Below are 24,375 nucleotides of genomic sequence, written 5' to 3'. Positions count from 1 at the left end.
AGACATATTTGTCATAACACAGGATATAGATAGCAGGTTTACAGTAAGAAAAAACCGGGCCAGGCCCGGTTTGAGTGTTACTCGAATAAATTTCGGTGCAGCGTCTGAACCACCTTCTCGGCATCGTTGCCCGGTACCAGGAAGCAGAGGTTATAGCTGCTGGCGCCATAGCAGATCATGCGCAGATTGAACGGGTCGAGCACGCCAAACACCTCTTTACCCACGCCACACGCCTGCGACAGCTTGTTGCCGATAATCGCGATCAGCGCCAGGTTCTCTTCAACCTCAACGCGGCAAAGTGAGGAAAGCTCGGTGAGCAGCGCCTGTGAAAGCAGGCTGTCGCCGGTAGAGGTCGAGCCGGTGGTGTCCAGCGTCAGCGCCACGCTCACTTCGGAGGTGGTGATCAGGTCGACAGAAATCTGATGGCGCGCCAGGATGCTGAACAGTTCAGCCAGGAAGCCGTGCGTGTGCAGCATGCTCAGGCTGTGCAGCGTCAACAGTGTCTGCTTGCGGCGCAGAGCCAGCGCGCGGAACAGCGGCGGGTTCTCGGTTTTGTTGCAGACGATAGTGCCGCCCGCAGCCGGGTCCTTACTGGAGCCGACAAACACCGGAATATCACGGCGTACCGCAGGCAGCAGGGTCGCCGGGTGCAGCACTTTGGCACCGAAGGTCGCCATTTCGGCGGCTTCTTCGAAGGTAATCACATCAATGCGCTTCGCCGCCGGCACCACGCGGGGATCGGTGGTGTAGATACCCGGCACATCGGTCCAGATATCAATGCGCGCAGCATTCAGCGCTTCGCCCAACAGCGCAGCGGTATAATCGCTGCCGCCGCGGCCCAACGTGGTGGTGCGGCCCTTCGCTTCGCTGCCAATAAAGCCCTGAGTCACAATCAGCGCTTCCGCAATGCGCGGCTGCAGCTGCACGCTAGCCAGCTCGGCGAGCGTCGCCACCTCCGGCGCGGCACGACCAAAGTGGTCGTCGGTGCGCATCACTTTGCGCACGTCGAACCACTCTGCGGCAGCTTCGCGCTGGCGCAGGATCTCAACAAACAGCAGGGTGGACATCAGCTCACCGTGGCTGACCAGTTCGTCGGTCAGTGCGGTCGAATTGGCCAGTGCCGCCGCTTCGGACAGCATGGTGATGTTATCCAGCATGCGGTCGATCTCTTCGCGGATCACCGCTGGCTGGTTAAGTGAATCGATAATGGCGTACTGAATGCGGCGGATCTCATCCAGCAGGTAAGCGCGCTGCTCCTGCGGCTGGCCTTCAGCCAGAGAGACCAACAGATTAGTGACACCCGCAGACGCGGAAAGGACCACCAGACGAACGTCGGGGTTAGACAGCACGACATCGGCGCTGCGGTTCATAGCGTGGAAGTCGGCTACGCTGGTGCCGCCAAATTTCGCTACGATCAGGTTTTGAGACATTACGATGACTACCTTCGTGTCAGGATTTATTCCATCAGCTTGGCACAAGGGAAGGGCAGATGAGGGGAAGCCGAAGCATAAAGCGACGATTTACCCAGAAGCGCCCCACCTCGCCGCCCGACTACCGGACGTTGCTGGTGACAACCCAGAGGATTCAGCCCCTGTGGTCGATACGCCCCACTCCGCGTGGTTGGTACCTCGGCGTCGCTTCCCCCTGATGTGTCTTCACCGGATACGGCTCCTCCAACACACTACCTGGGCGACGCGCCTCTTCTGGCTTACGCACGTGGTGCATAAGTTGCGGACTAGAAATATCGGGTTATGCCTCCCCTGTCAACGCTTGTCGGCTGAGGATTATTCATTTTTGTTATGACCGCGCTGGTATCACTCATGCTTATCACTTTTGTCAGCTAAATCACCGTTTAGACCATAAGCGTCAATTCTTATAAGCACGCCCCAGGCTATAATTTTTTTCCTTAACAGGGTATGAATAGTCATACTGAAACCCCTGGTGGGCACGATCCTCACCCGCCGAGTGCAAAATCGCGATGGGATGATTGCTGATACCTGTTGCAGGAAAAGGAAAGAGCCTGCTCCTTAACGGGTAACATGTCGTCCGATCTGAATGACGGTTCTTAAATAAAAAGAGTGTGTTGCTATGAAAAATATCAATCCGACACAAACCGCTGCCTGGCAGGCACTGCAGCAGCATTTTGAACAGATGAAAGATGTGCAGATTGCCGACCTGTTCGCGCAAGATGCCGACCGGTTTGCTAAATTCTCCGCGACTTTTGACGACCAGATGCTGGTGGATTTTTCCAAAAACCGCATCACCCAGGAAACCCTCGACAAGCTGCAAGCGCTGGCGAAAGAGACCGACCTGCAGGGCGCGATCAAGTCGATGTTCTCCGGCGAGAAGATCAACCGCACTGAAGATCGTGCCGTGCTGCACGTGGCGCTGCGCAACCGCAGCAACACCCCGATCATGGTTGATGGCAAAGATGTGATGCCGGAAGTCAACGCGGTGCTGGAAAAGATGAAAGGCTTCTCCGAGCGCATTATCAGCGGCGACTGGAAAGGCTACACCGGCAAAGCCATCACTGACGTGGTGAACATTGGTATCGGCGGCTCCGACCTCGGTCCGTTTATGGTCACCGAAGCACTGCGCCCATATAAGAACCACCTGAATATGCACTTCGTTTCCAACGTCGACGGCACCCATATTGCCGAAACGCTGAAAACGCTGAACCCGGAAACCACGCTGTTCCTCGTGGCCTCGAAAACTTTCACCACTCAGGAGACCATGACCAACGCCCACAGCGCGCGTGACTGGTTCCTGACCTCCGGTGAACAGGAAGACGTGGCGAAGCACTTTGCCGCGCTGTCGACCAACGCTAAAGCGGTCAGCGAGTTCGGGATTGATACTGACAATATGTTCGAGTTCTGGGACTGGGTCGGCGGCCGCTACTCACTGTGGTCGGCGATTGGCCTGTCGATCATCCTGTCTATCGGTTTCAGCAACTTTGAGAAGCTGCTGAGCGGCGCGCACGCGATGGACCGCCACTTTGCCGACACGCCGGAAGAGAAAAACCTGCCGGTGCTGCTGGCGCTGATCGGCATCTGGTACAACAACTTCTTTGGTGCTGAAACCGAAGCGATCCTGCCGTACGACCAGTATATGCACCGCTTTGCCGCCTATTTCCAGCAGGGCAACATGGAGTCCAACGGTAAGTACGTTGACCGTAACGGCACGCCGGTAACTTACGAAACGGGTCCGATTATCTGGGGCGAGCCGGGCACTAACGGCCAGCATGCGTTCTACCAGCTGATCCACCAGGGCACTAAGCTTATCCCTTGCGACTTTATTGCTCCGGCGAACACCCACAACAAGCTGGGCGATCATCACAGCAAGCTGCTGTCGAACTTCTTTGCCCAGACCGAAGCGCTGGCGTTTGGTAAAGCGCGTGACGTGGTAGAGAAAGAGTTTGCCGATGCCGGAAAAGATGCGCAGTCCGTCGAGCACGTGGTGCCGTTCAAAGTGTTTGAAGGTAACCGCCCGACCAACTCCATCCTGCTGCGTGATATCACGCCGTTCAGCCTCGGCGCGCTGATTGCGCTGTATGAGCATAAGATCTTCACTCAGGGCGCAATCCTCAACATCTTTACCTTCGATCAGTGGGGCGTTGAGCTGGGCAAACAGCTGGCTAACCGCATCCTGCCGGAACTCTCCGGCGCGGATAACGTCACCAGCCACGACAGCTCTACCAATGGCCTGATTAACCGCTATAAGTCCTGGCGTTAATTCTCCCTCGAAGGGGCGAGGTGTGCCTCGCCCTGGGTCAGGCGTGCCTGACCCCTACAAATCCGCATACCCGTGAACCGTAGGGGTCGACCATTTTTTCCGGTCGACCCGTTCCGTTGGCCTGCACCGGCCATAATGAAGACCATTTTTTCCGGTCGACCCGTTCCGATGGCCTGCACAATATTGCCGAACCCCCATTTACTGGGGGTTTTTTATTTTCTGGTATTCCCTGGCACTGGTTGACAGCCGGGCAGCCCCCTGTCAGCGATAATCCCACCGTCATCTCGCCGTAAAACCCCCCCAAAGATGAGTAAAGTTTGCGTTTTTGAGATGGGCATATTCCTAAAATTGCGCAAAATCGCCCGATTTCGCGGCAGAAAATTCCGAATCTGGCCGCTGTTTACAGGGGCTAAACGCGGTCATTCTCTGTGATTATCTTCATGTTTTTAAATGGATTATTACAAAGATAATGCCATTTGCTACCGTCATGTCATTAATATTTCATCTGGCTGGGATTTTTAGCCTATGGCGCCAGATTTAAATTAAATATTGGTATTAATCTCCGTTTAAGGCACTTATGTAGATAAATATCTGCCTTAACCGCAACTTTCCCGCCATTTACCAGTGTTTTACACCATCTCTTTCCGCGCCGGATGGCCCGCTGCTTTCTGATAATTTATTCCCCATACTGGTGTCGCCAGGTGCCATCCAGGCCCTGGTATCCATTCATTTAATGAAGGGAAAGTGTGATGAAAAAAGTCTTATGGGCTACTGCAGCCATAGTGTACTTAGCGAGTGCTTCGGGCGCGTTTGCCGCAGAAGCAGCTGGCGCATCAGCGACAGAGACCGGTGCAGCTGCCGGTGCTGAAGCCGGTGCGATGTCGGCCGGTGTAACCACTGCCGTTGGTATTGGTGCTGCTGGCGCTCTGGCCGGTATTGCGCTGGCCGCGAGCAGCGGTGGTAATGGTTCCAATACCGGAACCACGACCACCACGACCACAAGCACCACCCGCTAAGTACAAAAAATTAATCATAACCACACGCTTGTGTGGTTATTTTCAGCCTTGTTCTACTTTGCTCAGGGACACACACAGGTGCGAAACCTTCCACTGCTGATCCTCTGCCTGCTGCTTCAGGCCTGTACTCAAACGCAAAAAGGATTGGGTGAAACCGTCAAGCTGGCATTTCTCGGCGCTGACGACATCCAGATGACTAACCAACAAATCGACAGTTTGCCCTACGCCAGCATGTATTTGCGCGTCAATGACGGCCAGCAAATCTTCGTGGTGCTCGGCTTCAACGAGAACGGCCAGCAGAAGTGGATCACCCGCGATCGGGCGATGCTGGTGACCCAGCATGGTCGTCTGGTGAAAACGCTGGGTATGGCCGATAACCTCAATGACGTCAGTAATCTGGCTAACGACCCGCTGCGTGATGCGCTGCACCTTAGCGATGGGGCCAGCTGGGCGCGGGCGATGAGCTGGACGGAAAACGGCCAGCCGCGCGCCGGCAGCGCGACATCCCGCTTTACCCGCCTGAAGGATGAGGTGCTGCAGCTGGCCGGTGAGCCGGTGGCGTGCCGCGTGTGGCAGGAAGAGGTCAGCGCCGACGACGGCCACGCCTGGCGCAATACGTTCTGGATTGATACCACCAGCGGGCAGGTCCGTCAGGCCCGGCAGATGCTGGGTGCGGACACTATCCCGGTTGAATTCACTATCCTGAAGCCTGCGAAATCATGAAAAAAACCCTAACAACTCTTCTCGCAGGGATAGTGGCATCGCTGTCGCTGCAGGCTGTGGCGGATAGCCAGGTCACGGTATTTTATCCCGGGCAAACGGTACCGGTGGCGATCGTCCACGCCGAAAATCTCGCTCAGCTAGTCACCAGCCCGGTACTCCAGCAGAAAACCTGGTGGCCCGGCACGGTGATAAGCGAAAAGCTGGCTACGGCGGTGGCAGTACAGCAGCAGCAGATGCTGATGGCGCGCCTGCAGGCGTGGCGCGACGAATTGAAAAGTGACGGTGACGGCGAACAGGCGGCCATCGTGGACAACGTGCGTCAGCAGATCGCGGCGCTAAAAGTGACAGGACGGCAGAGAGTCAATCTCGACCCGGACTGGGTGCGCTTACGGCCAGAGGCTAACCGCACGCTGCAGGGCGAGTACAGCGTCTATACCCTGGAAAAACCCACCTCGGTGACGCTGGCCGGAGTGGTGGAGAAGGCGGGCAATACGCCGTGGGCGGCCGGGCGATCCGTGGTGGATTACCTCGATGCTCACCCACGCATGAGCGGCGGCGAGCGCAACACCGCGCAGGTGATCTCCCCGGCGGGTGAGGTGACCGAGGTGCCCGTGGCTTACTGGAATCGACGTCACTACGAGCCGCAGCCGGGTAGCATCCTCTTTGTTGGCTTCTCCTCCTGGACGCTGCCGAGCGCCTATGCCGATCTCAACCAGCAGATCGTTTCTGTTCTGACGCACCGGATCCCTGACTGATGAAAAAACGTTATCTTCTCAGCCTGCTGTCATTTTCCGTCGCCTGTGCCTGCCAGGCGCAGGCGGCCACCTGGCCCGACCCGATCGGCCCCTCCCAGTCCGACTTCGGCGGCGTGGGCCTGATGCAGGTGCCGACCGCGCGTATGGCAAAAGAGGGCGAGTTCAGCCTTAACTATCGCTACAACGACCAGTACCATTTCTACTCCTCCTCGGTGCAGCTGTTCCCGTGGCTGGAAGCCACCATCCGCTACACCGACGTAAAAACCCGCGAGTACAGCGCGGTGTCGAGCTTCTCGGGCGATCAGACCTATAAAGATAAAGCGTTCGACCTCAAGCTGCGGCTGTGGGAAGAGGGCTTCTGGCTGCCGGAAGTCTCGGTGGGCTCGCGCGATCTCGGCGGTACCGGGCTGTTCGACAGTGAATACCTGGTGGCGACCAAAGCCTGGGGACCGTTTGATTTCACCCTTGGCCTCGGCTGGGGCTACATCGGTAACAGCGGCACCATCAAGAACCCGTTCTGCTCCGCCAGTGAAAAATACTGCTACCGCACTGAAGGCAACGGCACCGCCGGTTCGGTCAGCGGCAGCGATATGTTCAAAGGCCCGACGGCGCTGTTTGGCGGCATCGAATACCAGACCCCGTGGCAGCCGCTGCGCCTGAAAATGGAGTACGAAGGCAACGACTACCAGGATGATTTTGCCGGTCGTCTGGAGCAGAAGAGCAAGTTCAACGTCGGGGCAATTTACCGCCTCACCGACTGGGCAGACGTCAACGTCAGCTATGAGCGTGGCAACACCTTTATGGCGGGCTTTACCCTGCGCACCAACTTCAACGACCTGCATCAAAACCAGCGCGACACGCCGAAGCCGGAGTACAATCCGCAGCCGCAGGATCGCTTCCTCGACCCGACGGTGACCGCCAGCCAGCTGACCGACCTGAAGTACAATGCCGGGCTTAACGCGCCGAATATTCAGGTGGATGGCAGCACCATGACCGTCACCGGCGAACAGTATAAATATCGCGATACCCAGCGCGGCGTCGATCGCGCCAACGTGATCCTCGCCAATCATCTGCCGTCAGGTATTGAGACGCTGCGCGTCACCCAGACGCGCAGCAACATGCCGCAGGTGACTACCGAAACCAACGTCGGCAGCCTGCAACGCCAGCTGGCAGGCTATCCGCTCGGGCGTGAAGAGACGCTACAGCAGCAGCGGGTAAATCCGGTCAGGCTGGGCCATACCGAGCAGGGCTTCCGCATTGACGGCGACCGTCTCAACTACAGCCTGTCGCCGGTGCTTAATCAGTCGGTAGGCGGCCCGGAAAGTTTCTATCTGTATCAGGTGGGGGTGATGGCCAATGCCAGCTTCTGGCTGACCGACCACCTGCTGCTGGACGGCAGCCTGTTCGGCAACCTGACCAACAACTACGACAAGTTTAACTACAACGGCGCCCCGTCCGACTCCTCGCTGCCGCGCGTGCGTACCCACATTCGCGACTACGTGGAAAACAACGTCTATGTGAATAACCTGCAGGCCAACTACATGCGCGAGCTGGGCAACGGTTTCTACGGTCAGCTCTACGGCGGCTATCTGGAGACCATGTACGGCGGCGTGGGTGGGGAAGTGCTGTATCGTCCGCTGGATGCCAGCTGGGCGGTGGGCGTCGATGCCAACTACGTCAAGCAGCGTGACTGGGACAATATGATGCAGTTCACCGACTATACGGCGAAGGTGGGCAACATTACCGGTTACTGGCAGCCGTGGTTTATGCGCAACGTGCTGGTGAAAGCCAGCGTCGGGCAGTACCTGGCGGAAGATAAAGGCGTGACGGTCGACGTGTCGAAGCGCTTCGACAGCGGCATTATCGTTGGCGCTTACGCCACCAAAACCAACGTCTCGGCGGAGGAGTACGGCGAGGGTGACTTCACCAAAGGCTTCTATATTTCGGTGCCGATGGATGTGTTCAGCGTGTCGCCAACCCGTGGCCGTGCGCAGGTTAACTGGACGCCGCTGACGCGCGATGGCGGTCAGATGCTGGGCCGTAAGTACCAGCTGTACGATATGACCACCGACCGCGACGCCAACTACCGTTAACCACCCCGTTGATGTCGGGGGCGACCTTCTCTTCCGGTCGCCCCGTGCCGACGGTTTGACGGGCTGAACGAAACAGCGGGTCAGCCCCTACCTGTCACAGCCGGCGAAATGCCTTTCTTAAATCGAAATGTTGTGATCTGCGTCACGCTCAAGCATATTGTATCCGTCGGCATTCCCGACGGATAACAATGACTTTGAGGCACCCGAGATGACTTCCCAAGACCGTAACACGCCCGCCACCCGGCTGGCCTTTGCCCTGCAAATGGTATTAAACACCGGCCTGATCGTGCTGGCCTGTATCCTGATCATCTTCCTCGGCAAAGAGACCATCCACCTCGGCAATGTGCTGCTCAACACCGGCGAGCAGACCTCGTCGTATCTGCTGATTGAAGGCATCGTTATCTACTTCCTTTACTTCGAGTTTATCGCCCTGATCATTAAATACTTCCAGTCGGGCTACCACTTCCCGCTGCGCTACTTTGTTTATATCGGCATCACCGCGATTATCCGCCTGATTATCGTCGACCATAAAAACCCGTTCGACACCCTGGCCTACTCCATAGCCATCCTGATCTTAGTGGTCACGCTGTGGCTGGCGAACAGCAACCGGCTGAAGCGCGAATAAAAAAACAGGCGATCCGAAGATCGCCTGAAGACACAGGGTAACGCTAAGCACTCTCGCAGTGGCAACAACAAAATCGAATTAACCCTTTACGCCGCCCGCCGTCAGGCCATTGACCAGCCAGCGCTGGGCGACAATAAACACCAGCGTAATCGGCAGCGCCGACAGCACCGCCGCCGCGGCAAAATCGCCCCACAGATAGTTCTGCGGATTCAGATACTGCTGCATGCCGACCGCCAGCGTGTAGCTGTTAACGTCGCGCAGCAGCAGCGAGGCGACCGGCACTTCGGTAACGGCAGCAATAAACGACAGAATAAACACCACCGCCAGAATCGGCACCGACAGCGGCAGCAGGATCAGACGGAACGCCTGCCACGGCGTGGCACCGTCCAGCGCCGCTGCTTCTTCCAGCGAGCCATCGATCGTTTCGAAATAGCCCTTAATCGTCCAGACATGCAGCGCGATACCGCCCAGATAGGCGAAGATCAGCCCGGCATGGGTATTCAGCCCGATAAATGGCAGATACTGGCCAAGGCGGTCAAACAGCGCATACAGCGCCACCAGCGACAGCACCGCCGGGAACATCTGGAAAATCAGCATCCCCTTCAGCAGGCTGGCTTTGCCGCGAAAGCGCATGCGGGCAAAGGCATAAGCGCAGGTGGTGGAGAGGGCGACGATGCCGACGGCGGTGATCGCCGCGACCTTCACCGAATTCCACAGCCACAGCAGCACCGGGAACGGCGGCGGCGTCACGCTGCCGTTCTCATGCGTCACCGCAAAGCCGAGCGCCAGCTTCCAGTGATCCCAGGAAATATGCTCCGGCAGCAGCGAGCCAATCGCATAGTTGCCGGGGCGCAGCGAAATGGCGATCACCATCAGCAGCGGATACATAATCACCGCGACAAACGCCAGCAGCAGCAGGTGGGTCAGCAGCAGCCGCAGCTTTTGCGATTTAGGTTGCACGACAGCCATATCTACCTCACTCGATTTTCATACGCGTGGCTTTCAGGTTCAGCACCGCCAGCCCGCCAACTAACAGGAAGATTAGCGTGGCAATCGCCGCCGCCAGGCCAAAGTCCTGCCCGCCGCCGCCCTCAAAGGCGATGCGCCAGGTGTAGCTCACCAGCAGGTCGGTATAGCCCGCCGGAGTGGTGGTACCAAGCCGGTCCGGGCCGCCGTTGGTCAGCAGCTGGATCAGCACAAAGTTATTAAAGTTAAAGGCGAAGCTGGCAATCATCAGCGGCGTCAGCGGCTTGAGCAGCAGCGGTAGCGTGATGCGGAAGAAGTTCTGCCCTGGCGTGGCGCCGTCGAGCGCTGAGGCCTCATAGAGATCCTCCGGGATCGCCTTCAGCAGCCCCATGCACAGAATCATCATGTACGGATAGCCAAGCCAGGTATTGACGATCACCAGCATGCCGCGCGCCAGCGTCGGGTCGCTAAACCAGGCCGGTTTTATCCCCAGCAGGCTTTGCAGCATGATATTGATCTCGCCGAAGCTCTGGTTGAACAACCCTTTGAAGATCAGAATCGAGATAAACGCCGGGACCGCATACGGCAGGATTAGCAGCAGGCGATAGGTGGCGCGGCCGCGCAGCGCTTCCCACTGCATCAGGCAGGCCAGCACCATGCCCACGGCGGTGGTCAGCAGAACCGTCAGCAGTGAGAACACCACGGTCCAGACGAAGATCGCCAGGAACGGTTTCTGAATGCCATCGTCGGTCATCACCCGCAGGAAGTTTTTCCAGCCGATCGGCACGGTATAGCCCGGGCTGAGACGCTCGCCGCTCCACTGCTGCGCGGCGTCTTTTGCCTGATAAAACCCGCTGGCGTCGTTCGGCCAGTAAACCGTGCCGTTCTGCTGATTGGTCAGCTCACCCGCGCTGCCCAGCTTGTAGAGCGGCTGACTGGCGGAGAACTGGCGCAGTGAACTCATGCGCAGGCGGCTGCCGTCCGGCAGCGTGGCGCTGATGCGCGCCAGTGCCTGGCGGTTCTGCGTCACCACGCGCAGCATGGCTCGCTCGCCCGGAGGGTTGCTGCTCTGCGCTTGCAGCGTCAGAGACAGGTCTTTCTGCTCATCGAACGAGAACGGCGCAGAGAGGAAACGCTGCTGATTGTCGTCGCTGAGCTGTAAAATCCACTGATTGCCCGCCGGCCACAGGCTGAAGCTGTAGTGCTCCCCGGCCTGGTACTGACGGTCCAGCAGCACCGTCTGCGCCCGTTCAAAGGTCAGCTGGTTGGTGCTGCTGTAGTTGGTAAAGGCAATGGCAATGGTGGCCGCCAGCGGGAACAGGACGAACAGCGCCATGCCCGCCAGCCCCGGATACACATAGCGCCAGGCGCTGGCGCGGCGCTGGGCGAAAATCACCAGCCCGGTGCTGAGCACAATCAGCGTCAGGGCGGCAAACAGCGTTTCGCCCTGCGCATACATCAGCACCACCAGATAACCGGTGAAAATGGCAAACAGGCTGATAACAAGCCACTTCAGGGCGTTCTGTCCGGCTGGCTTCACCATACGAGATTCCTTATCCGGTGGGTTATTTGGTGATGCGCGTCTGCGCGTCTTTCAGCGCGGCATCCACCGTCTGACGGCCATTAATCGCATTCAGCACTGCCGTGCGCTCGGCATACCAGAAGGCGCTCATCTGCGGCACGTTCGGCATGATTTCACCCTTCTGCGAGTTGGCCATGGTGGCGGCGATTTTCGGATCCTGCGCCAGCTTTTCCTGCATCGACTTCAGCGCCACGGCACCCAGCGGCTTATCGGCGTTCACTTTCGCCAGCCCGTCATCGGTCAGCAGATAGTTTTCGATAAACTCTTTCGCCAGCTCTTTGTTCGGACTGGCGGCGTTGATGCCCGCGCTCAGCACGCCAACAAACGGTTTCGACGGCTGGCCTTTAAAGGTCGGCAGCAGGGTAACGCCGTAGTTGATTTTGGCGCTGTCGATATTGCCCCACGCCCACGGGCCGTTGATGGTCATCGCCGTTTCGCCCTTGTTAAAGGCGGCTTCGGCAATGGCAAAGTCGGTATCGGCATTCAGGTGTTTGTTTTTAATCAGATCGACGAGGAACTGTAAGCCCTCCTGCGAGCCTTTGTTCGCCACGCCAACATCCTTCAGGTCATAGCTGCCGTCAGGTTTTTTCTTGAAGGCGTAGCCACCGTCAGCGGCGGTGAGCGGCCAGGTGAAATAGGGTTCCTGCAGGTTAAACATGATGGCGCTTTTGCCTTTGGCGCGCAGCTGCTTGTCGAGCGCCGGGATCGCTTCCCAACTTTTTGGCGGCTCGGGCAGCAGGTCTTTGTTGTAGATCAGCGACAGCGCTTCGGCAGCAATCGGGTAGCCAATCAGCTTACCGTTAAAACGTACCGCGTCCCAGGTGAAGGGGTAGAGCTTGTCCTGGAAGGCTTTATCCGGCGACACCTCCGCCAGCAGGCCGGACTGCGCGTAGCCGCCAAAGCGATCATGCGCCCAGAAGATAATGTCCGGGCCGTCCCCGGTAGCCGCCACCTGCGGATACTTCTCTTCCAGCTTGTCCGGGTGCTCTACCGAGACCTTAATGCCGGTATCCTGCTCAAACTTCTTCCCGACTTCCGCCAGACCGTTGTAGCCCTTGTCGCCGTTGATCCAGATAACCAGTTTGCCCTCTTCAATCTTTGCCAGCGCCGTCGCCGGGAGCAGCGCGCAGGTCAGGCTGCACAGCAGCAGGGTTTTCGTACTTAATCTGAACTTCGCCATATTTCGTTCCTCTAAGTGTGAGAAGCCGGGATGTGCCCGCAGTCTGCGGTTAATGCACGCAACTGGCTTCCTCCCTGCGTCTACTCCCCCCAATTGCGTTATGTGATCGCGCTTACATAAGCGTGAAATCTGCGTGTGCGCGCACAAAAAACACCCCCTGATTTTGCCCGTGACGTCACGAATTTCCGCCGCCGCCCCGGCTTGCCTTCATGCTGCCCGTTTCCTCATCCTCCTTTCTCCTCCCCCATAAAAAAGCGCCCGGTGGAGGAGTTGCCGCGCCGCCGCCTGCCGCACACTCCGGCCATCGAACAGCGTGGAAGGGAGAGGCAGATGGCCAGCGTGGTGCTGAATAATGTCACCAAAGCATGGGGTGACGTGGTGGTATCAGATGCGATTGACCTGACGATTGCCGAAGGGGAATTCGTGGTGTTTGTCGGTCCTTCGGGCTGCGGCAAGTCAACGCTGCTGCGGATGATTGCCGGGCTGGAGGAGATCACCTCCGGCGAGCTGCTGATTGGCGACCGCCGCATGAATGAAGTGCCGCCCGCCGGGCGCGGCGTTGGCATGGTGTTCCAGTCATACGCGCTCTATCCCCATCTGACCGTGGCGGAAAACATGTCCTTCGGCCTGAAGCTGGCCGGGGTGCCGAAAGCGCAAATCCAGCAGCGGGTGAACCAGGTCGCCGAAGTGCTGCAGCTGGCGCACCTGCTGGAACGCCAGCCGAAAGCGCTCTCCGGCGGCCAGCGTCAGCGCGTGGCAATCGGCCGCACGCTGGTGGCAGAGCCGCAGGTATTCCTGCTGGATGAACCCTTGTCAAACCTCGATGCCGCGCTGCGCGTGCAGATGCGCATTGAGATCTCCCGCCTGCATAAGCGCTTACAGCGCACCATGATTTACGTCACTCACGACCAGGTAGAAGCGATGACGCTGGCCGACAAAATCGTGGTGCTTGAGGGCGGTCGCATTGCCCAGATCGGTAAACCGCTCGAGCTGTACCACTATCCCGCCAACCGCTTCGTTGCCGGGTTTATCGGCTCGCCGAAGATGAACTTCCTGCCGGTCAAAGTGACCGCCACCGCCATTGATCAGGTGCAGGTTGAGCTGCCGAATCGCCAACAGATCTGGCTACCCGTCTCCAGTGACGGCGTGCAGCCCGGCAGCAATATGTCGCTTGGCATTCGCCCCGAGCACCTGCTGCCGAGCGAGGTCGCCGACGTCACGCTCGCCGGGGTGGTGCAGGTGGTCGAACAGCTCGGCCACGAAACCCAGATCCATATCCAGATCCCCGCGCTGCGTCAGAACCTGGTTTACCGCCAGAACGACGTGGTGCTGGTAGAAGAAGGTGCCCATTACGCCATCGGCCTGCCGCCCCAGCGTTGCCATCTGTTTCGCGAAGATGGTCGTGCCTGTCGCCGGCTGCATCAGGAACCGGGTGTTGAAGCACTCCAGCAAAAGCAGTGATAACAGGAGTCAAACAGAATGATTAAGCTGAAATATCCTCTGGCAGTGGCCATTGCGATGGCCATCTCCGGCCAGGCAGCGGCGGTAGATTTTAAAGGCTATGCGCGTTCAGGCATCGGCTGGACCGGCAGCGGCGGCGAGCAGCAGTGCTTCCAGGCGACCGGGGCCAACAGCAAATACCGTCTGGGTAACGAATGTGAAACCTACGCCGAATTAAAACTCGGGCAGGAGCTGTGGAAAGAGGGCGATAAGAGCTTCTACTTCGACACCAACCTGGCCTATGCCGTGTCTCAGCGTTCAGATTTCGAAAGCGTCGATCCCGGCTTTCGTGAAGTGAACGTGCAGGGTAAAAACCTGATTGAGTGGCTGCCAGGTTCTACCCTGTGGGCGGGTAAACGCTTCTATCAGCGTCATGACGTCCATATGATCGACTTCTACTACTGGGACATCTCCGGGCCGGGTGCCGGTCTGGAAAACGTCGATCTCGGCTTCGGTAAACTGTCGATGGCAGTGACGCGTAACGGCGAAGCAGGCGGCTCTTACGGCTTTATCGATAACCAGCAGAACCAGGTGCCGACCATTAACGACACCTTCGACGTGCGGCTTGCCGAGCTGAATACTAACCCGGGCGGCGTGCTGGAGTTCGGCGTCGACTACGGTCGTGCTAACGTGCAGGACGGCTACTCGCTGGCCGACGGTGCCACCAAAGATGGCTGGATGCTGACCGCAGAACATACCCAGACTATCTACAACGGCTACAACAAGTTTGTCGTGCAGTACGCGACCGATGCGCTGACCTCCCAGCGTAACGGCCGTACCGAAGGTTCCAGCATTGATAACAACGGCAAAATGATGCGCTTAATCGACCATGGCGCGCTCGACTTCAATGACAAATGGGGCCTGATGTACGTGGCGATGTTCCAGGATGTGGACCGCGACAACCAGAACGGCACCACCTGGTACACCGCCGGCGTGCGCCCGATGTACAAATGGACGCCAATCATGAGCACCCTGCTGGAGCTGGGCTATGACAACGTCAAGTCGCAGGAAACCGGCGATCGCAACAGCCAGTATAAAGTGACCCTTGCCCAGCAGTGGCAGGCCGGTGACAGCATCTGGTCGCGCCCGGCAATCCGCCTGTTCGCTACCTACGCCAAGTGGGATGAGAAGTGGGGCTACGCCACGGCGGACGATACCGGCTTCACCTCCGGCACCGCCTACAACGATACCAGCGCCAAAACCTTCAGCCGCGGAAACGATGACGAAGTCACCTTCGGCGTGCAGATGGAAGCCTGGTGGTAACCCCTGCCTGAGCGCATGTTTTACCCCGATGTTGCATTGCCTGGCGGCATCGGGGTTGTCCGTTTGAGGAACCTAAAATGAAAAAAAATCTGCTGTCTCTCTGCCTGATCGCCGCGCTTGGCCTCGGTGCAGCCCCGCTGTCGCAGGCGGAAACCTTCACTTCTCCGACTAACGTGGCGGTGGCACCGAGCATCCCGGCGGACGCGCTTCAGCGCCTCTCCTGGCTGCCGATGACGCCGCCTGTCTCGAACGATATCCAGCTGAACGCCTCGTCGCAGTCGCTCAACCAGGGCGAAATCACCGGCCCGGTTGCCGCCGTGACGCTGCCCGCCGATCGCGGCTCGCTGGAGATTACCCTCACCAGCGTGGTGAAAGACAAGCGCGTGTACGTGCCGAACGTGCTGGTGCTGGATGAGCAGAAGCGCCCGGCGGCCTTCTATCCCGGTAGCTACTTCCCGTATGAAAAACCTGGCGTGGTGTCGATGGACAGGCTGGAGGGAACGCTGAAGCTCACCCCGGCGCTGGGCCAGAAGCAGATCTATCTGCTGATCTACACCACCCGTCAGGATCTGACCACCACCACCCAGCTGAAAAATCCAGCAAAAGCCTACGCGGAAGGGGTGGGTAATGCGGTGCCGTCAATCCCCGATCCGGTGGCGACTCACGTCAGCGATGGCCTGATCAAGCTAAAGGTTAAGGCGGAGCAGGGTAGCGGCAACATTATGATAGGCCAGGTGTTTAACCAGCCTGAACCGCAGCCGGTGGTGGTTGGCGGCAGCGCACCCGCCAGCGCTCCGGCTCCGGCGGCGTCAGCGCCTGCAGCTAAAGGCGAACCGATGCTCAGCGATACCGAAAGCTACTTCAACCAGGGCATCCGCCAGGCGGCGAAAGCGGGCGATATCGACAAAGCCCTGCGCCTGATGAATGAGGCTGAGCGTTTAGGCTCCACCTCAGCGCGCAAAACCTTTATCAGCAGTGTGAAAGGCAAGGGCTAAGCTCTGCCCCGCCATGGGCTGCAAGCCCATGGCGGGGGACGGCGTAAAACCCCGCACTGCTGTTGTGGCGGGATGACTGGTGCGCTGCGTTATCGGGCGCACTTTTTTTCACGCTTTTTCCTGACAAAATTCCTCACTTTTACCGCGCTTTAATAGGTTTGCCCCCTGGGTGTGCGATACACTCAGGCATCAAAAGTTTTACGGAGAAGTGTTATGGCTGATAACGCGCTGTCGCTGTTGCGCGCGATCAACTGGCTACCGAACTCATCACCCCTGCTAACCGCCCCCCTGCTCGACTGGCTGATGGAAGTTGATTCCATGACCCGCCGCTTTGAGCGTCACTGCCAGTGCGTGACGGTTAACCTGCTGCGTGAAGGGTTTGTTGGCGCTGAGGAAGCGGGAGAGGATGCGGCGCTGCTGCCGGATGAGTCTCAATACTGGCTGCGGGAAATCGAGCTGTGTGGCGATGGCGTGCCGTGGCTGGTGGCGCGCACCCTGGTGCCGGAATCGACCCTCAACGGCCCGGAGCAAAAGCTCCAGCAGCTCGGCACTGTCCCGCTCGGGCGCTATCTGTTTGCCACCTCGACCCTGACGCGCGATTTTATTGACGTTGGCCACAGTGCTGAACTGTGGGGGCGGCGCTCGCGCCTGCGCCTGGCGGGCAAACCGCTGCTGTTAACCGAACTGTTTTTACCGCCTTCACCGCTCTACGCCAGCCTGGAGGCCAAGTAGCATGGAGAGAACGTTGCCAATGAGTAAGCTGTCGGCATATAGCCGCCTGATGCGCATCGATAAACCGATTGGCTCGCTGCTGCTGCTGTGGCCAACGCTGTGGGCGCTGTGGCTGTCCGGCATGCAGATGCCGCCACTCAATGTGCTGCTGGTGTTCGTGCTGGGCGTATTCTTTATGCGCGCCGCGGGCTGCGTGGTGAATGACTTTGCCGACCGTAAAATCGACGGCCACGTTAAGCGCACGCGCGGGCGCCCGCTGCCGAGCGGCGCGGTCAGCAGTAAAGAGGCTAAAGTGCTGTTTGCCGTGCTGGTGCTCATCTCCTTTGCGCTGGTGCTGACCATGAACCGCCTGACTATCTGGCTGTCATTTGGTGGCCTGGCGCTGGCGTGGATGTACCCGTTTATGAAGCGCCATACCCATCTGCCGCAGGTGGTGCTCGGTGCGGCGTTTGGCTGGTCGATCCCGATGGGCTGGGCGGCAGTGAGCGGCAGCGTGCCGCTGAACTGCTGGCTGCTGTTCCTTGCCAATATCTGCTGGACCGTGGCCTACGACACGCAGTATGCGATGGTCGACCGCGATGACGACCTGAAGATCGGCGTGAAATCGACGGCAATCCTGTTTGGGCGCTTCGACAATTTGATTAACGGCGTGCTGCAGCTGGCGGCGCTGGGCCTGCTGGCGCTGGTTGGCATGCGTAGCGGGCTGGGCAGTGCCTTCTACTGGTCGATGCTGGTGGCGGCGGGGTTGTTTGTTTATCAACAGAAGCTGACCGCCAATCGCCAGCGCGAGCTGTGCTTCAAGGCGTTTCTCAATAATAACTGGGTAGGCTTCACGCTGTTCGTCGGCGTGGTGCTGGGCATCTGGCAGTAGCGGGACGGGCATGCCCGTCCCGCAGGCACCAAGTTTCCAACGCATTAAAAAAGGGTCGACCGCAAAAAAAAGGTCGACCCTTACCGGGATCGGGTGCCGTGAATTATAGGGGCCGATCTTTTGTGTCGATCGGCCCGTAGATCCTGTCCTCAGTCGGGCGCGACCGCGCTCTCAATCGTCATCCGGACTTCCTGAGTAATCAGCTCGGCCAGCAGCTGATAAACCTGCTGCGTGCGCTCGACCTGGGCGTCGCCAGAATCACTGATATAGCCCTCATCACGCAGCGTCAGCACCAGTGAAGTAAACACCGCTTTATCAAAGAACTCCGGCGCGTTAATCCCGTGCAGCACCGACAGGCGCTGGGCCATGGTGCGGCTCTCTTTCTCCAGCGTACCGCGGTTGATTGCCGGGTTAGCGCTGAGGATAGAGAAGGTAATCGCGTAACGCTGCAGGGTTTCACGGACGCCCGCCGCCAGCAGCTGCAGCGTGCGGAAACGACCCGGGCTCAGGCGCAGCGTGCTTTCATCGGCATTCAGCAGCCCCTGGCGCGCCATCTCCGCGATCAGCGCATCCAGCACCGCAGGCAGTTCTGCAATATCCCAGCGCAGGAACAGCTCGGCCTTCAGCATCGGATAAACCACGCTCACCTGGCGCAGCAGCCCGGCGCGGTCGATCTCGCGGTGCTGCATCAGAATCGCAGCAATCAGCGACGGCAGGACCAGCATGTGATGAATGTTGTTGCGGTAATAGGTCATCAGCACCGCCTGCTCGCGCGGCAGAATGACAATCTCACCGATGCTGTCCTGCTCCAGCTCGAACTTATTCATGCTCAGCGCATGTTCCAGCAGCGCTTCCGGCGTCATATCTGGCACGGTGGAGTCCGGCGAATAGGGCACGTTGCGCAGCAGTTGGGTATAGCAGTCGAGCTGTTCAGTCAGCTGTTCACGCGTCATCGAACGCTGGCGCGAGGCCAGCAGCGCGGTGACGCACAGGTTCATGGCATTAGCGGCACCGGCGTTGTTGATGCGCACCATCACTTTCTGGGCGATATCGTTGACGGCCGGGGTCAGCCACGCCGGGCGCTGGGCTTCAATAGGGTCGATCGCGTCACGCCACTCCGGCACCTGCTGGTTAAGGTAGGAGACCAGCGGCAGCGGCTCACCGAAGTTGACGTAGCCCTGACCGAGGTTGCGCAGCTTACGCAGCCCGCGCACCATCGACATAAAGCCCTCTTTCTCTTTCGTCGCCCCGCGCAGCTCTTTGGCGTAAGTACCCACTTCCATCACGTGCTCATAACCGATGTAGATGGGCACCAGGGTGATTGGGCGATTACCACCGCGCAGCATTGCCTGAATGGTCATCGACAGCGTGCCGGTTTTCGGGTCGAGCAGGCGACCGGTACGTGAACGGCCCCCCTCAACGAAATACTCCACCGAATAGCCGCGGGTAAACAGCTCGCCGAGATATTCGCGGAACACCGTGGAATAGAGCTTGTTGCCCTTGAAGGTGCGGCGAATAAAGAACGCACCCAGGCGGCGGAAGATCGGACCGGCTGGCCAGAAGTTCAGGTTGATACCGGCAGCGATATGCGGCGGCACCAGACCCTGGTGATACAGTACGTAAGAGAGCAGCAGGTAGTCCATATGGCTGCGATGGCAGGGGACGTAAACAATTTCATGCCCGTCCTGCGCCAGCTGGCGCACGCGCTCGCCGCCATTAACGTTGATGCCCTGATACAGCTTGCTCCAGGTCCAGCCCATGATGCGGTCGGTGAGGCGAATAGCCTCGTAGGAGAAGTCGGCAGCGATCTCTTCCATCAGCTCAACGGCGTTCTGCTGGGCTTTCTCATGGGAAATTTTCTTACTGCGCGCTTCATCCTCCACCGCCTTGGCGATAGCTTTCGACTGCAGCAGCTTATTGAACAGGTCCTGACGCACCGGCAGGCGTGGCCCGACGGCAGCCAGACGCTGGCGGGCAAAGTGCATCCGCGCCACGCGGGCCAGCTTCTGGGCAATAATCTTGTCGGTGCCATGCTCGGTGGCCATATGGCGTAAAGAGACCATCGGCGAGAAGCGCACAAAGCTGTCGCGGCCCAGCCACAGCACTGCAAAGAATTTCTGAATGCCGTTCAGCATCCGCAGATGCGGCTGTGCATCACCCTGAACCTCGCGGCCCGGCGAGCGCCCGAACATCACCGATACCGGCACCATCTGCACATCCAGTTCCGGATGGCTGCGGTGCAGGTCGAGATATTCATGGAACAGCTTGACTGACTCAAGGTTCGGCACGAAATAGGGGAATACGCGTGGGCCATCATGGATAAACACATGACGTGGCAAAACGGCCCCGTCTATCTCCAGCGGTTCCAGCGGATCGGGGAGATCCTGCTTGCGGCACTGCTCTCGCAGTGCAAGGAGATCGGCCTTTGAATCATAAGGCAGTACATACATAATAGGGCGCGACGTATCCAGCCCGAGCTCGGCAACCGGCTCAGCGGGGATCGCCTTGCTTTTTACCAGGAATTTAACTGGTAGATTCAATAAGTTATAATATAAATTACGCCAACCTGACATAGACAACATGAAGCCTCTTGTTAGCAAAGCGCCGCAAGCATACCAGAAAGCGCCAACAGATTCTGTGGTGTTGCAAAATGTGCGCCACCCAGACATTGACGTTCAACATCGTAAAGGGTTCCCTGATTATGGCAAATAACGTCACCGGATTGACTCGGATTATAAAAGCTGCGGGCTATTCCTGGAAAGGTTTACGCGCGGCATGGCAGCATGAAGCGGCATTTCGTCAGGAGGCTATCGCCGCGATTGTTGCCATTGTTGTTGCTCTGTGGCTCGACGTGGACGCCATCACTCGTGTCCTGCTGGTCGGCTCCGTGGTGCTGGTGATTATCGTTGAGGTGCTCAATAGCGCCGTCGAAGCGGTCGTCGACCGCATCGGCAGTGAAATTCACCCGCTGGCAGGCCGGGCGAAAGACATGGGTTCGGCAGCCGTCTTGCTGACGATTTTGCTGGCTGTTTTTGTCTGGATCATGCTGTTAGTGCCGCATTTGCGATGAGTTTTCCAAAATTTGCAACAAACTGAATTTTGACCAACTTTAGGTTTTCATCGCGCAAATACCTGTATATACTCACAGTCGACTGTATAAACAACCAGGGGGCGGGATGAAAGCACTAACGGCAAGGCAGCAGCAGGTTTACGACCTGATTCGCGACCACATTAACCAGACCGGCATGCCGCCGACACGGGCAGAGATTGCTACGCAGCTCGGTTTCCGTTCCCCGAATGCCGCTGAAGAACACCTCAAAGCGTTGGCGCGTAAAGGCGTGATTGAGATTGTTTCAGGCGCTTCACGCGGTATCCGCCTGATGATGGAAGAAGAAGACGGTCTTCCGCTGATTGGTCGCGTCGCCGCAGGTGAACCGCTGCTGGCTGAGCAACATATCGAAGGCCACTACAAAGTGGACCCTGACCTGTTTAAACCGGGCGCCGATTTCCTGCTGCGCGTCAGCGGAATGTCGATGAGAGATATCGGCATTATGGATGGTGACCTGCTGGCGGTACATAAAACTGAAGACGTGCGTAACGGCCAGGTGGTGGTTGCCCGTATCGATGATGAAGTGACCGTGAAGCGCCTGAAGCGCCAGGGTAACACCGTGCATCTGCTGCCGGAAAACCCGGAATTCCAGCCTATCGTGGTTGACCTGCGTAACCAGACGCTGACCATCGAAGGTCTGGCCGTCGGCGTGATCCGCAACGGCAACTGGCTGTAGCAGTTACTCCCTCTAAGCGGGTCGGTCATGACCGACCCCGACTAAATCCAGATACCGACCCCTGTGAAATCCTGGTAACGCACCATGCGACTCCTCACTACAGCTGATAAACACCTCTGGCGGCTGGCGCTGCCGATGATCCTCTCCAATATCACCGTGCCGCTGCTAGGCCTGGTGGATACCGCCGTGATTGGCCATCTCGATAGCCCGGTTTACCTGGGCGGCGTTGCGGTCGGTACTATCGTTACCAGCTTCCTGTTTATGCTGCTGCTGTTCCTGCGTATGAGCACCACCGGGCTGACCGCGCAGGCATTTGGCGCGCAGGACAAACCCGCGCTGGCGCGCGCGCTAATGCAGCCGCTGCTGCTGGCACTGCTCGCCGGGCTGCTGTTCATCATCCTGAAAACGCCGCTCACTCAGCTGGCGCTCAGTCTGACCGGCGGCAGCGAGGCGGTGCTGCACCAGGCGGCGCTGTTTATGCAGATCCGCTGGCTCAGCGCCCCGGCAACGCTGGCTAACCTGGTGCTGCTCGGCTGGCTGCTGGGCGTGCAGTATGCGCGTGCGCCGGTGATCCTGCTGGTGGTCGGTAACCTGGTGAATATTCTGCTCGACCTGTGGTTCGTTATCGGCCTGGGGTGGGGCGTGCAGGGCGCGGCGGCGGCCACCGCTATTGCGGAGTACGTCAGCTTTATTGTCGGGCTGCTGCTGGTGTGGCGGGTGATGGTACTGCGCGGCCTGTCGCTGCGCCTGCTGCTCAATGCCTGGCGCGGAAACCTGGGGCGCCTGCTGCGACTTAATCGCGACATCATGCTGCGCTCTCTGCTGCTGCAAATCTGCTTCGCCTCGCTGACCCTCTTAGGGGCGCGGCTCGGCAGCGATGTGGTGGCGGTCAATGCAGTGCTGCTGATGTTCCTGACTTTTACCGCCTATGCGCTCGACGGCTTTGCCTATGCGGTGGAAGCCTGCTCCGGCGAAGCCTACGGCGCCAGCAACAGCCAGCGCCTGCTCAGCGTCTGGCACGCTGCCTGCCGCCAGTCGGTGGTGGTAGCCATCGCCTTCTCGTTACTCTATGCGCTGTGTGGCGAGCAGATAGTCGCGTTGCTGACCTCGCTACAGCCGCTGCAGCAGCTGGCCGATCGCTATCTTTGGTGGCAGGTTGTGATGCCGCTGGCGGGAGTGGGATGCTATCTGCTGGACGGGATGTTTATTGGCGCCACGCGCGCCAGCGAGATGCGCAACGGCATGGCGATAGCCGCGGTCGGTTTTGCCTTAACCCTGTGCAGCGTTCCCTGGTTGGGTAATCATGGGCTGTGGCTGGCAATGACCGTGTTCCTGCTCCTGCGCGGCCTGACGCTGTGGATTATCTGGCGCAGGCACTGGCGCAACGGCACCTGGTTTGCTCACTGAAACATTTGTTTACGTCTTCCGCCGCTGCGCTACCTCTATGATGTATTAGGGTTTTTCTCTGCTTTATAGCTTTTTTGTCAGGGGTTGTCGCAACGAGAACCCATTTCTCTACTACAATTATCTCTACGTTAAGCACTTGACCAGATATTTGACTGGTATCTAAGTGGAATTCTTAACCATAAAAGCTGTTTTAACCCAAGGTAGAGGAAACACATCATGAATAAAGACGAAGCCGGCGGTAACTGGAAACAGTTTAAAGGTAAAGTGAAAGAGCAATGGGGCAAGCTGACGGATGACGACCTGACCGTGGTTGAAGGTAAACGCGATCAGTTGGTCGGCAAAATCCAGGAGCGCTACGGCTATCAGAAAGATCAGGCCGAAAAAGAGCTTAAAGACTGGGAAACCCGTAACGATCATCGCTGGTAAGCGACGAACGACAGTAAGTATTAGCTCCTACCCAGGCACATGGAATGTGCCATCCCCCAATAATTCCCGCAAAAAAATTTATCAACGCCCGCGCTTTTTACTCTGCACGCTATGATCGTGCTGGCACGCATCCTGATGGGTGCAGGCTTCAATCTCACCACACTCCTGACAAAATCCGTGCGCTTCAATCACACTATGCCCAAGGGTAAAACCTGACTTCAGGGCCAAAGATTTCAAGATATCTTCCACGCCATCCGCATGCTGCTCGCTTACTGAACCGCAGCGATCGCAAATCAACATCGCTGAGGTGTGCGAAGGCTCTTCAAAATGGTGGCAGACCACGTAGCTATTGGTTGACTCGACGCGGTGGATAAAACCCTGCTCCAGCAGGAAGTCCAGCGCCCGATAAATGGTCGGGGGTTTTGCCTGGGGTTCAGAGACGCGCAGCAGGTCCAGCAGGTCATAGGCGCTGATAGCCCCATTCTGTTCGCTCATCAGCCGCAGCACTTCAAGGCGCTGTGGCGTCAGACGCACGCTACGCTGCTGGCAAATCACTTCAGCCTGCGTCAGGATTTTTTCTGCACTGGTAATATTCATGGATCCCCCTCAGGCAAGATAGGATGTTATTTTATCACGTCTGCCACAAAACGCCGAGTTTGCCATTTTAACCTGCCGACCCTGTATAAATGACTGGTATTGCCGATAAGCTAAGCTGATAAAGAAG

Annotated in this window: 21 protein-coding genes and 1 riboswitch; of the genes, 15 read left to right on the top strand and 6 right to left on the bottom strand. The window is 58.2% G+C overall.

Features of this window, described 5'->3' with window-relative positions; translation table 11 throughout:
* Nucleotides 1-77 precede the first annotated feature (77 nt).
* The gene (lysC, locus tag ID864_RS07335; RefSeq protein WP_048917594.1) at nt 78-1,430 is read right to left on the bottom strand and encodes a lysine-sensitive aspartokinase 3; all 1,353 of its coding nucleotides are present in this window, start codon (nt 1,428-1,430) and stop codon (nt 78-80) included.
* Between the two features lie 90 nt (nt 1,431-1,520).
* Nucleotides 1,521-1,711, bottom strand: a riboswitch (Lysine riboswitch).
* Nucleotides 1,712-2,088: 377 nt separating this feature from the next.
* Between lysC and pgi the strand changes: the two genes are divergently transcribed.
* The 6 genes from pgi (at nt 2,089) to psiE (ending at nt 8,944) form a co-directional block, all read left to right on the top strand.
* Nucleotides 2,089-3,732, top strand: a complete 1,644-nt coding sequence (pgi, locus tag ID864_RS07330) for a glucose-6-phosphate isomerase (protein WP_048917593.1) — start codon at nt 2,089-2,091, stop codon at nt 3,730-3,732.
* A gap of 749 nt (nt 3,733-4,481) precedes the next feature.
* A complete protein-coding gene (gene yjbE, locus ID864_RS07325; protein ID WP_048917588.1) occupies nt 4,482-4,748 on the top strand; it encodes an exopolysaccharide production protein YjbE in 267 nt (88 codons plus the stop codon).
* Nucleotides 4,749-4,826: 78 nt separating this feature from the next.
* Nucleotides 4,827-5,471, top strand: a complete 645-nt coding sequence (locus ID864_RS07320; protein WP_187498038.1) for a YjbF family lipoprotein — start codon at nt 4,827-4,829, stop codon at nt 5,469-5,471.
* Entirely contained in the window at nt 5,468-6,226 is a 759-nt protein-coding gene (locus tag ID864_RS07315; RefSeq protein WP_048917586.1) for a capsule biosynthesis GfcC D2 domain-containing protein, read from the top strand. The genes ID864_RS07320 and ID864_RS07315 overlap by 4 nt, the downstream gene beginning before the upstream one ends.
* Nucleotides 6,226-8,319 carry a YjbH domain-containing protein gene (locus ID864_RS07310; RefSeq protein WP_048917585.1) on the top strand — a complete coding sequence of 698 codons (2,094 nt, stop codon included), beginning with the start codon at nt 6,226-6,228 and terminating at the stop codon, nt 8,317-8,319. Before ID864_RS07315 ends, ID864_RS07310 begins: the two co-directional genes overlap by 1 nt.
* 208 nt (nt 8,320-8,527) lie before the next feature.
* Nucleotides 8,528-8,944, top strand: coding sequence for a phosphate-starvation-inducible protein PsiE (gene psiE, locus ID864_RS07305; RefSeq protein ID WP_048917584.1), 417 nt, complete (start codon nt 8,528-8,530; stop codon nt 8,942-8,944).
* 78 nt (nt 8,945-9,022) lie between these two features.
* On the opposite strand, the gene malG is transcribed toward psiE, so the two are convergent.
* From malG to malE, 3 genes are read right to left on the bottom strand one after another with little or no spacing between them, the layout of a single operon-like run.
* Entirely contained in the window at nt 9,023-9,913 is an 891-nt protein-coding gene (gene malG, locus ID864_RS07300) for a maltose ABC transporter permease MalG (protein WP_048917583.1), read from the bottom strand.
* Nucleotides 9,914-9,920: 7 nt separating this feature from the next.
* Nucleotides 9,921-11,453: a maltose ABC transporter permease MalF gene (gene malF, locus ID864_RS07295; RefSeq protein ID WP_187498036.1), complete on the bottom strand. Its 1,533-nt coding sequence runs from the start codon at nt 11,451-11,453 to the stop codon at nt 9,921-9,923.
* Nucleotides 11,454-11,475: 22 nt separating this feature from the next.
* Entirely contained in the window at nt 11,476-12,672 is a 1,197-nt protein-coding gene (gene malE, locus ID864_RS07290; RefSeq protein WP_048917581.1) for a maltose/maltodextrin ABC transporter substrate-binding protein MalE, read from the bottom strand.
* 330 nt (nt 12,673-13,002) lie between these two features.
* On the opposite strand from malE, the gene malK reads away from it, so the two are divergent.
* The 5 genes from malK (at nt 13,003) to ubiA (ending at nt 18,033) form a co-directional block, all read left to right on the top strand.
* Entirely contained in the window at nt 13,003-14,133 is a 1,131-nt protein-coding gene (gene malK / locus ID864_RS07285; RefSeq protein WP_099754520.1) for a maltose/maltodextrin ABC transporter ATP-binding protein MalK, read from the top strand.
* A gap of 18 nt (nt 14,134-14,151) precedes the next feature.
* On the top strand, nt 14,152-15,435 hold the full coding sequence (locus ID864_RS07280; protein ID WP_048917579.1) for a maltoporin: 1,284 nt from the start codon (nt 14,152-14,154) through the stop codon (nt 15,433-15,435).
* Nucleotides 15,436-15,512: 77 nt separating this feature from the next.
* A complete protein-coding gene (gene malM, locus ID864_RS07275; RefSeq protein WP_099754521.1) occupies nt 15,513-16,430 on the top strand; it encodes a maltose operon protein MalM in 918 nt (305 codons plus the stop codon).
* Between the two features lie 213 nt (nt 16,431-16,643).
* Nucleotides 16,644-17,162, top strand: coding sequence for a chorismate lyase (gene ubiC / locus ID864_RS07270; RefSeq protein ID WP_048917577.1), 519 nt, complete (start codon nt 16,644-16,646; stop codon nt 17,160-17,162).
* A gap of 1 nt (nt 17,163) precedes the next feature.
* Nucleotides 17,164-18,033, top strand: a complete 870-nt coding sequence (gene ubiA, locus ID864_RS07265; RefSeq protein ID WP_048917576.1) for a 4-hydroxybenzoate octaprenyltransferase — start codon at nt 17,164-17,166, stop codon at nt 18,031-18,033.
* 149 nt (nt 18,034-18,182) lie between these two features.
* Here the strand turns inward: ubiA and plsB are convergent, their stop codons facing one another.
* The gene (gene plsB / locus ID864_RS07260; protein ID WP_048917575.1) at nt 18,183-20,606 is read right to left on the bottom strand and encodes a glycerol-3-phosphate 1-O-acyltransferase PlsB; all 2,424 of its coding nucleotides are present in this window, start codon (nt 20,604-20,606) and stop codon (nt 18,183-18,185) included.
* A 128-nt stretch (nt 20,607-20,734) separates the two neighbouring features.
* Here plsB and ID864_RS07255 point away from each other — a divergent pair, with 128 nt between their 5' ends.
* From ID864_RS07255 to ID864_RS07240, 4 genes are all read left to right on the top strand, one after another.
* Entirely contained in the window at nt 20,735-21,103 is a 369-nt protein-coding gene (locus ID864_RS07255) for a diacylglycerol kinase (RefSeq protein ID WP_048917592.1), read from the top strand.
* Nucleotides 21,104-21,209: 106 nt separating this feature from the next.
* Nucleotides 21,210-21,818 (top strand): transcriptional repressor LexA, encoded by a 609-nt coding sequence (lexA, locus tag ID864_RS07250; protein ID WP_048917574.1) that lies wholly within the window; start codon nt 21,210-21,212, stop codon nt 21,816-21,818.
* An 84-nt stretch (nt 21,819-21,902) separates the two neighbouring features.
* Nucleotides 21,903-23,225: an MATE family efflux transporter DinF gene (gene dinF, locus ID864_RS07245; RefSeq protein ID WP_191149630.1), complete on the top strand. Its 1,323-nt coding sequence runs from the start codon at nt 21,903-21,905 to the stop codon at nt 23,223-23,225.
* Nucleotides 23,226-23,441: 216 nt separating this feature from the next.
* Entirely contained in the window at nt 23,442-23,651 is a 210-nt protein-coding gene (locus tag ID864_RS07240; protein ID WP_048917572.1) for a CsbD family protein, read from the top strand.
* Nucleotides 23,652-23,732: 81 nt separating this feature from the next.
* Here the strand turns inward: ID864_RS07240 and zur are convergent, their stop codons facing one another.
* Nucleotides 23,733-24,248 carry a zinc uptake transcriptional repressor Zur gene (gene zur / locus ID864_RS07235; RefSeq protein ID WP_048917571.1) on the bottom strand — a complete coding sequence of 172 codons (516 nt, stop codon included), beginning with the start codon at nt 24,246-24,248 and terminating at the stop codon, nt 23,733-23,735.
* Nucleotides 24,249-24,375: the final 127 nt, after the last annotated feature.

Source organism: Erwinia aphidicola, from assembly GCF_014773485.1.
GTDB classification, from domain to species: domain Bacteria; phylum Pseudomonadota; class Gammaproteobacteria; order Enterobacterales; family Enterobacteriaceae; genus Erwinia; species Erwinia aphidicola.
Note: the sequence above shows the minus strand (reverse complement) of the source record. Positions and strands in the feature narration are given on the sequence as shown.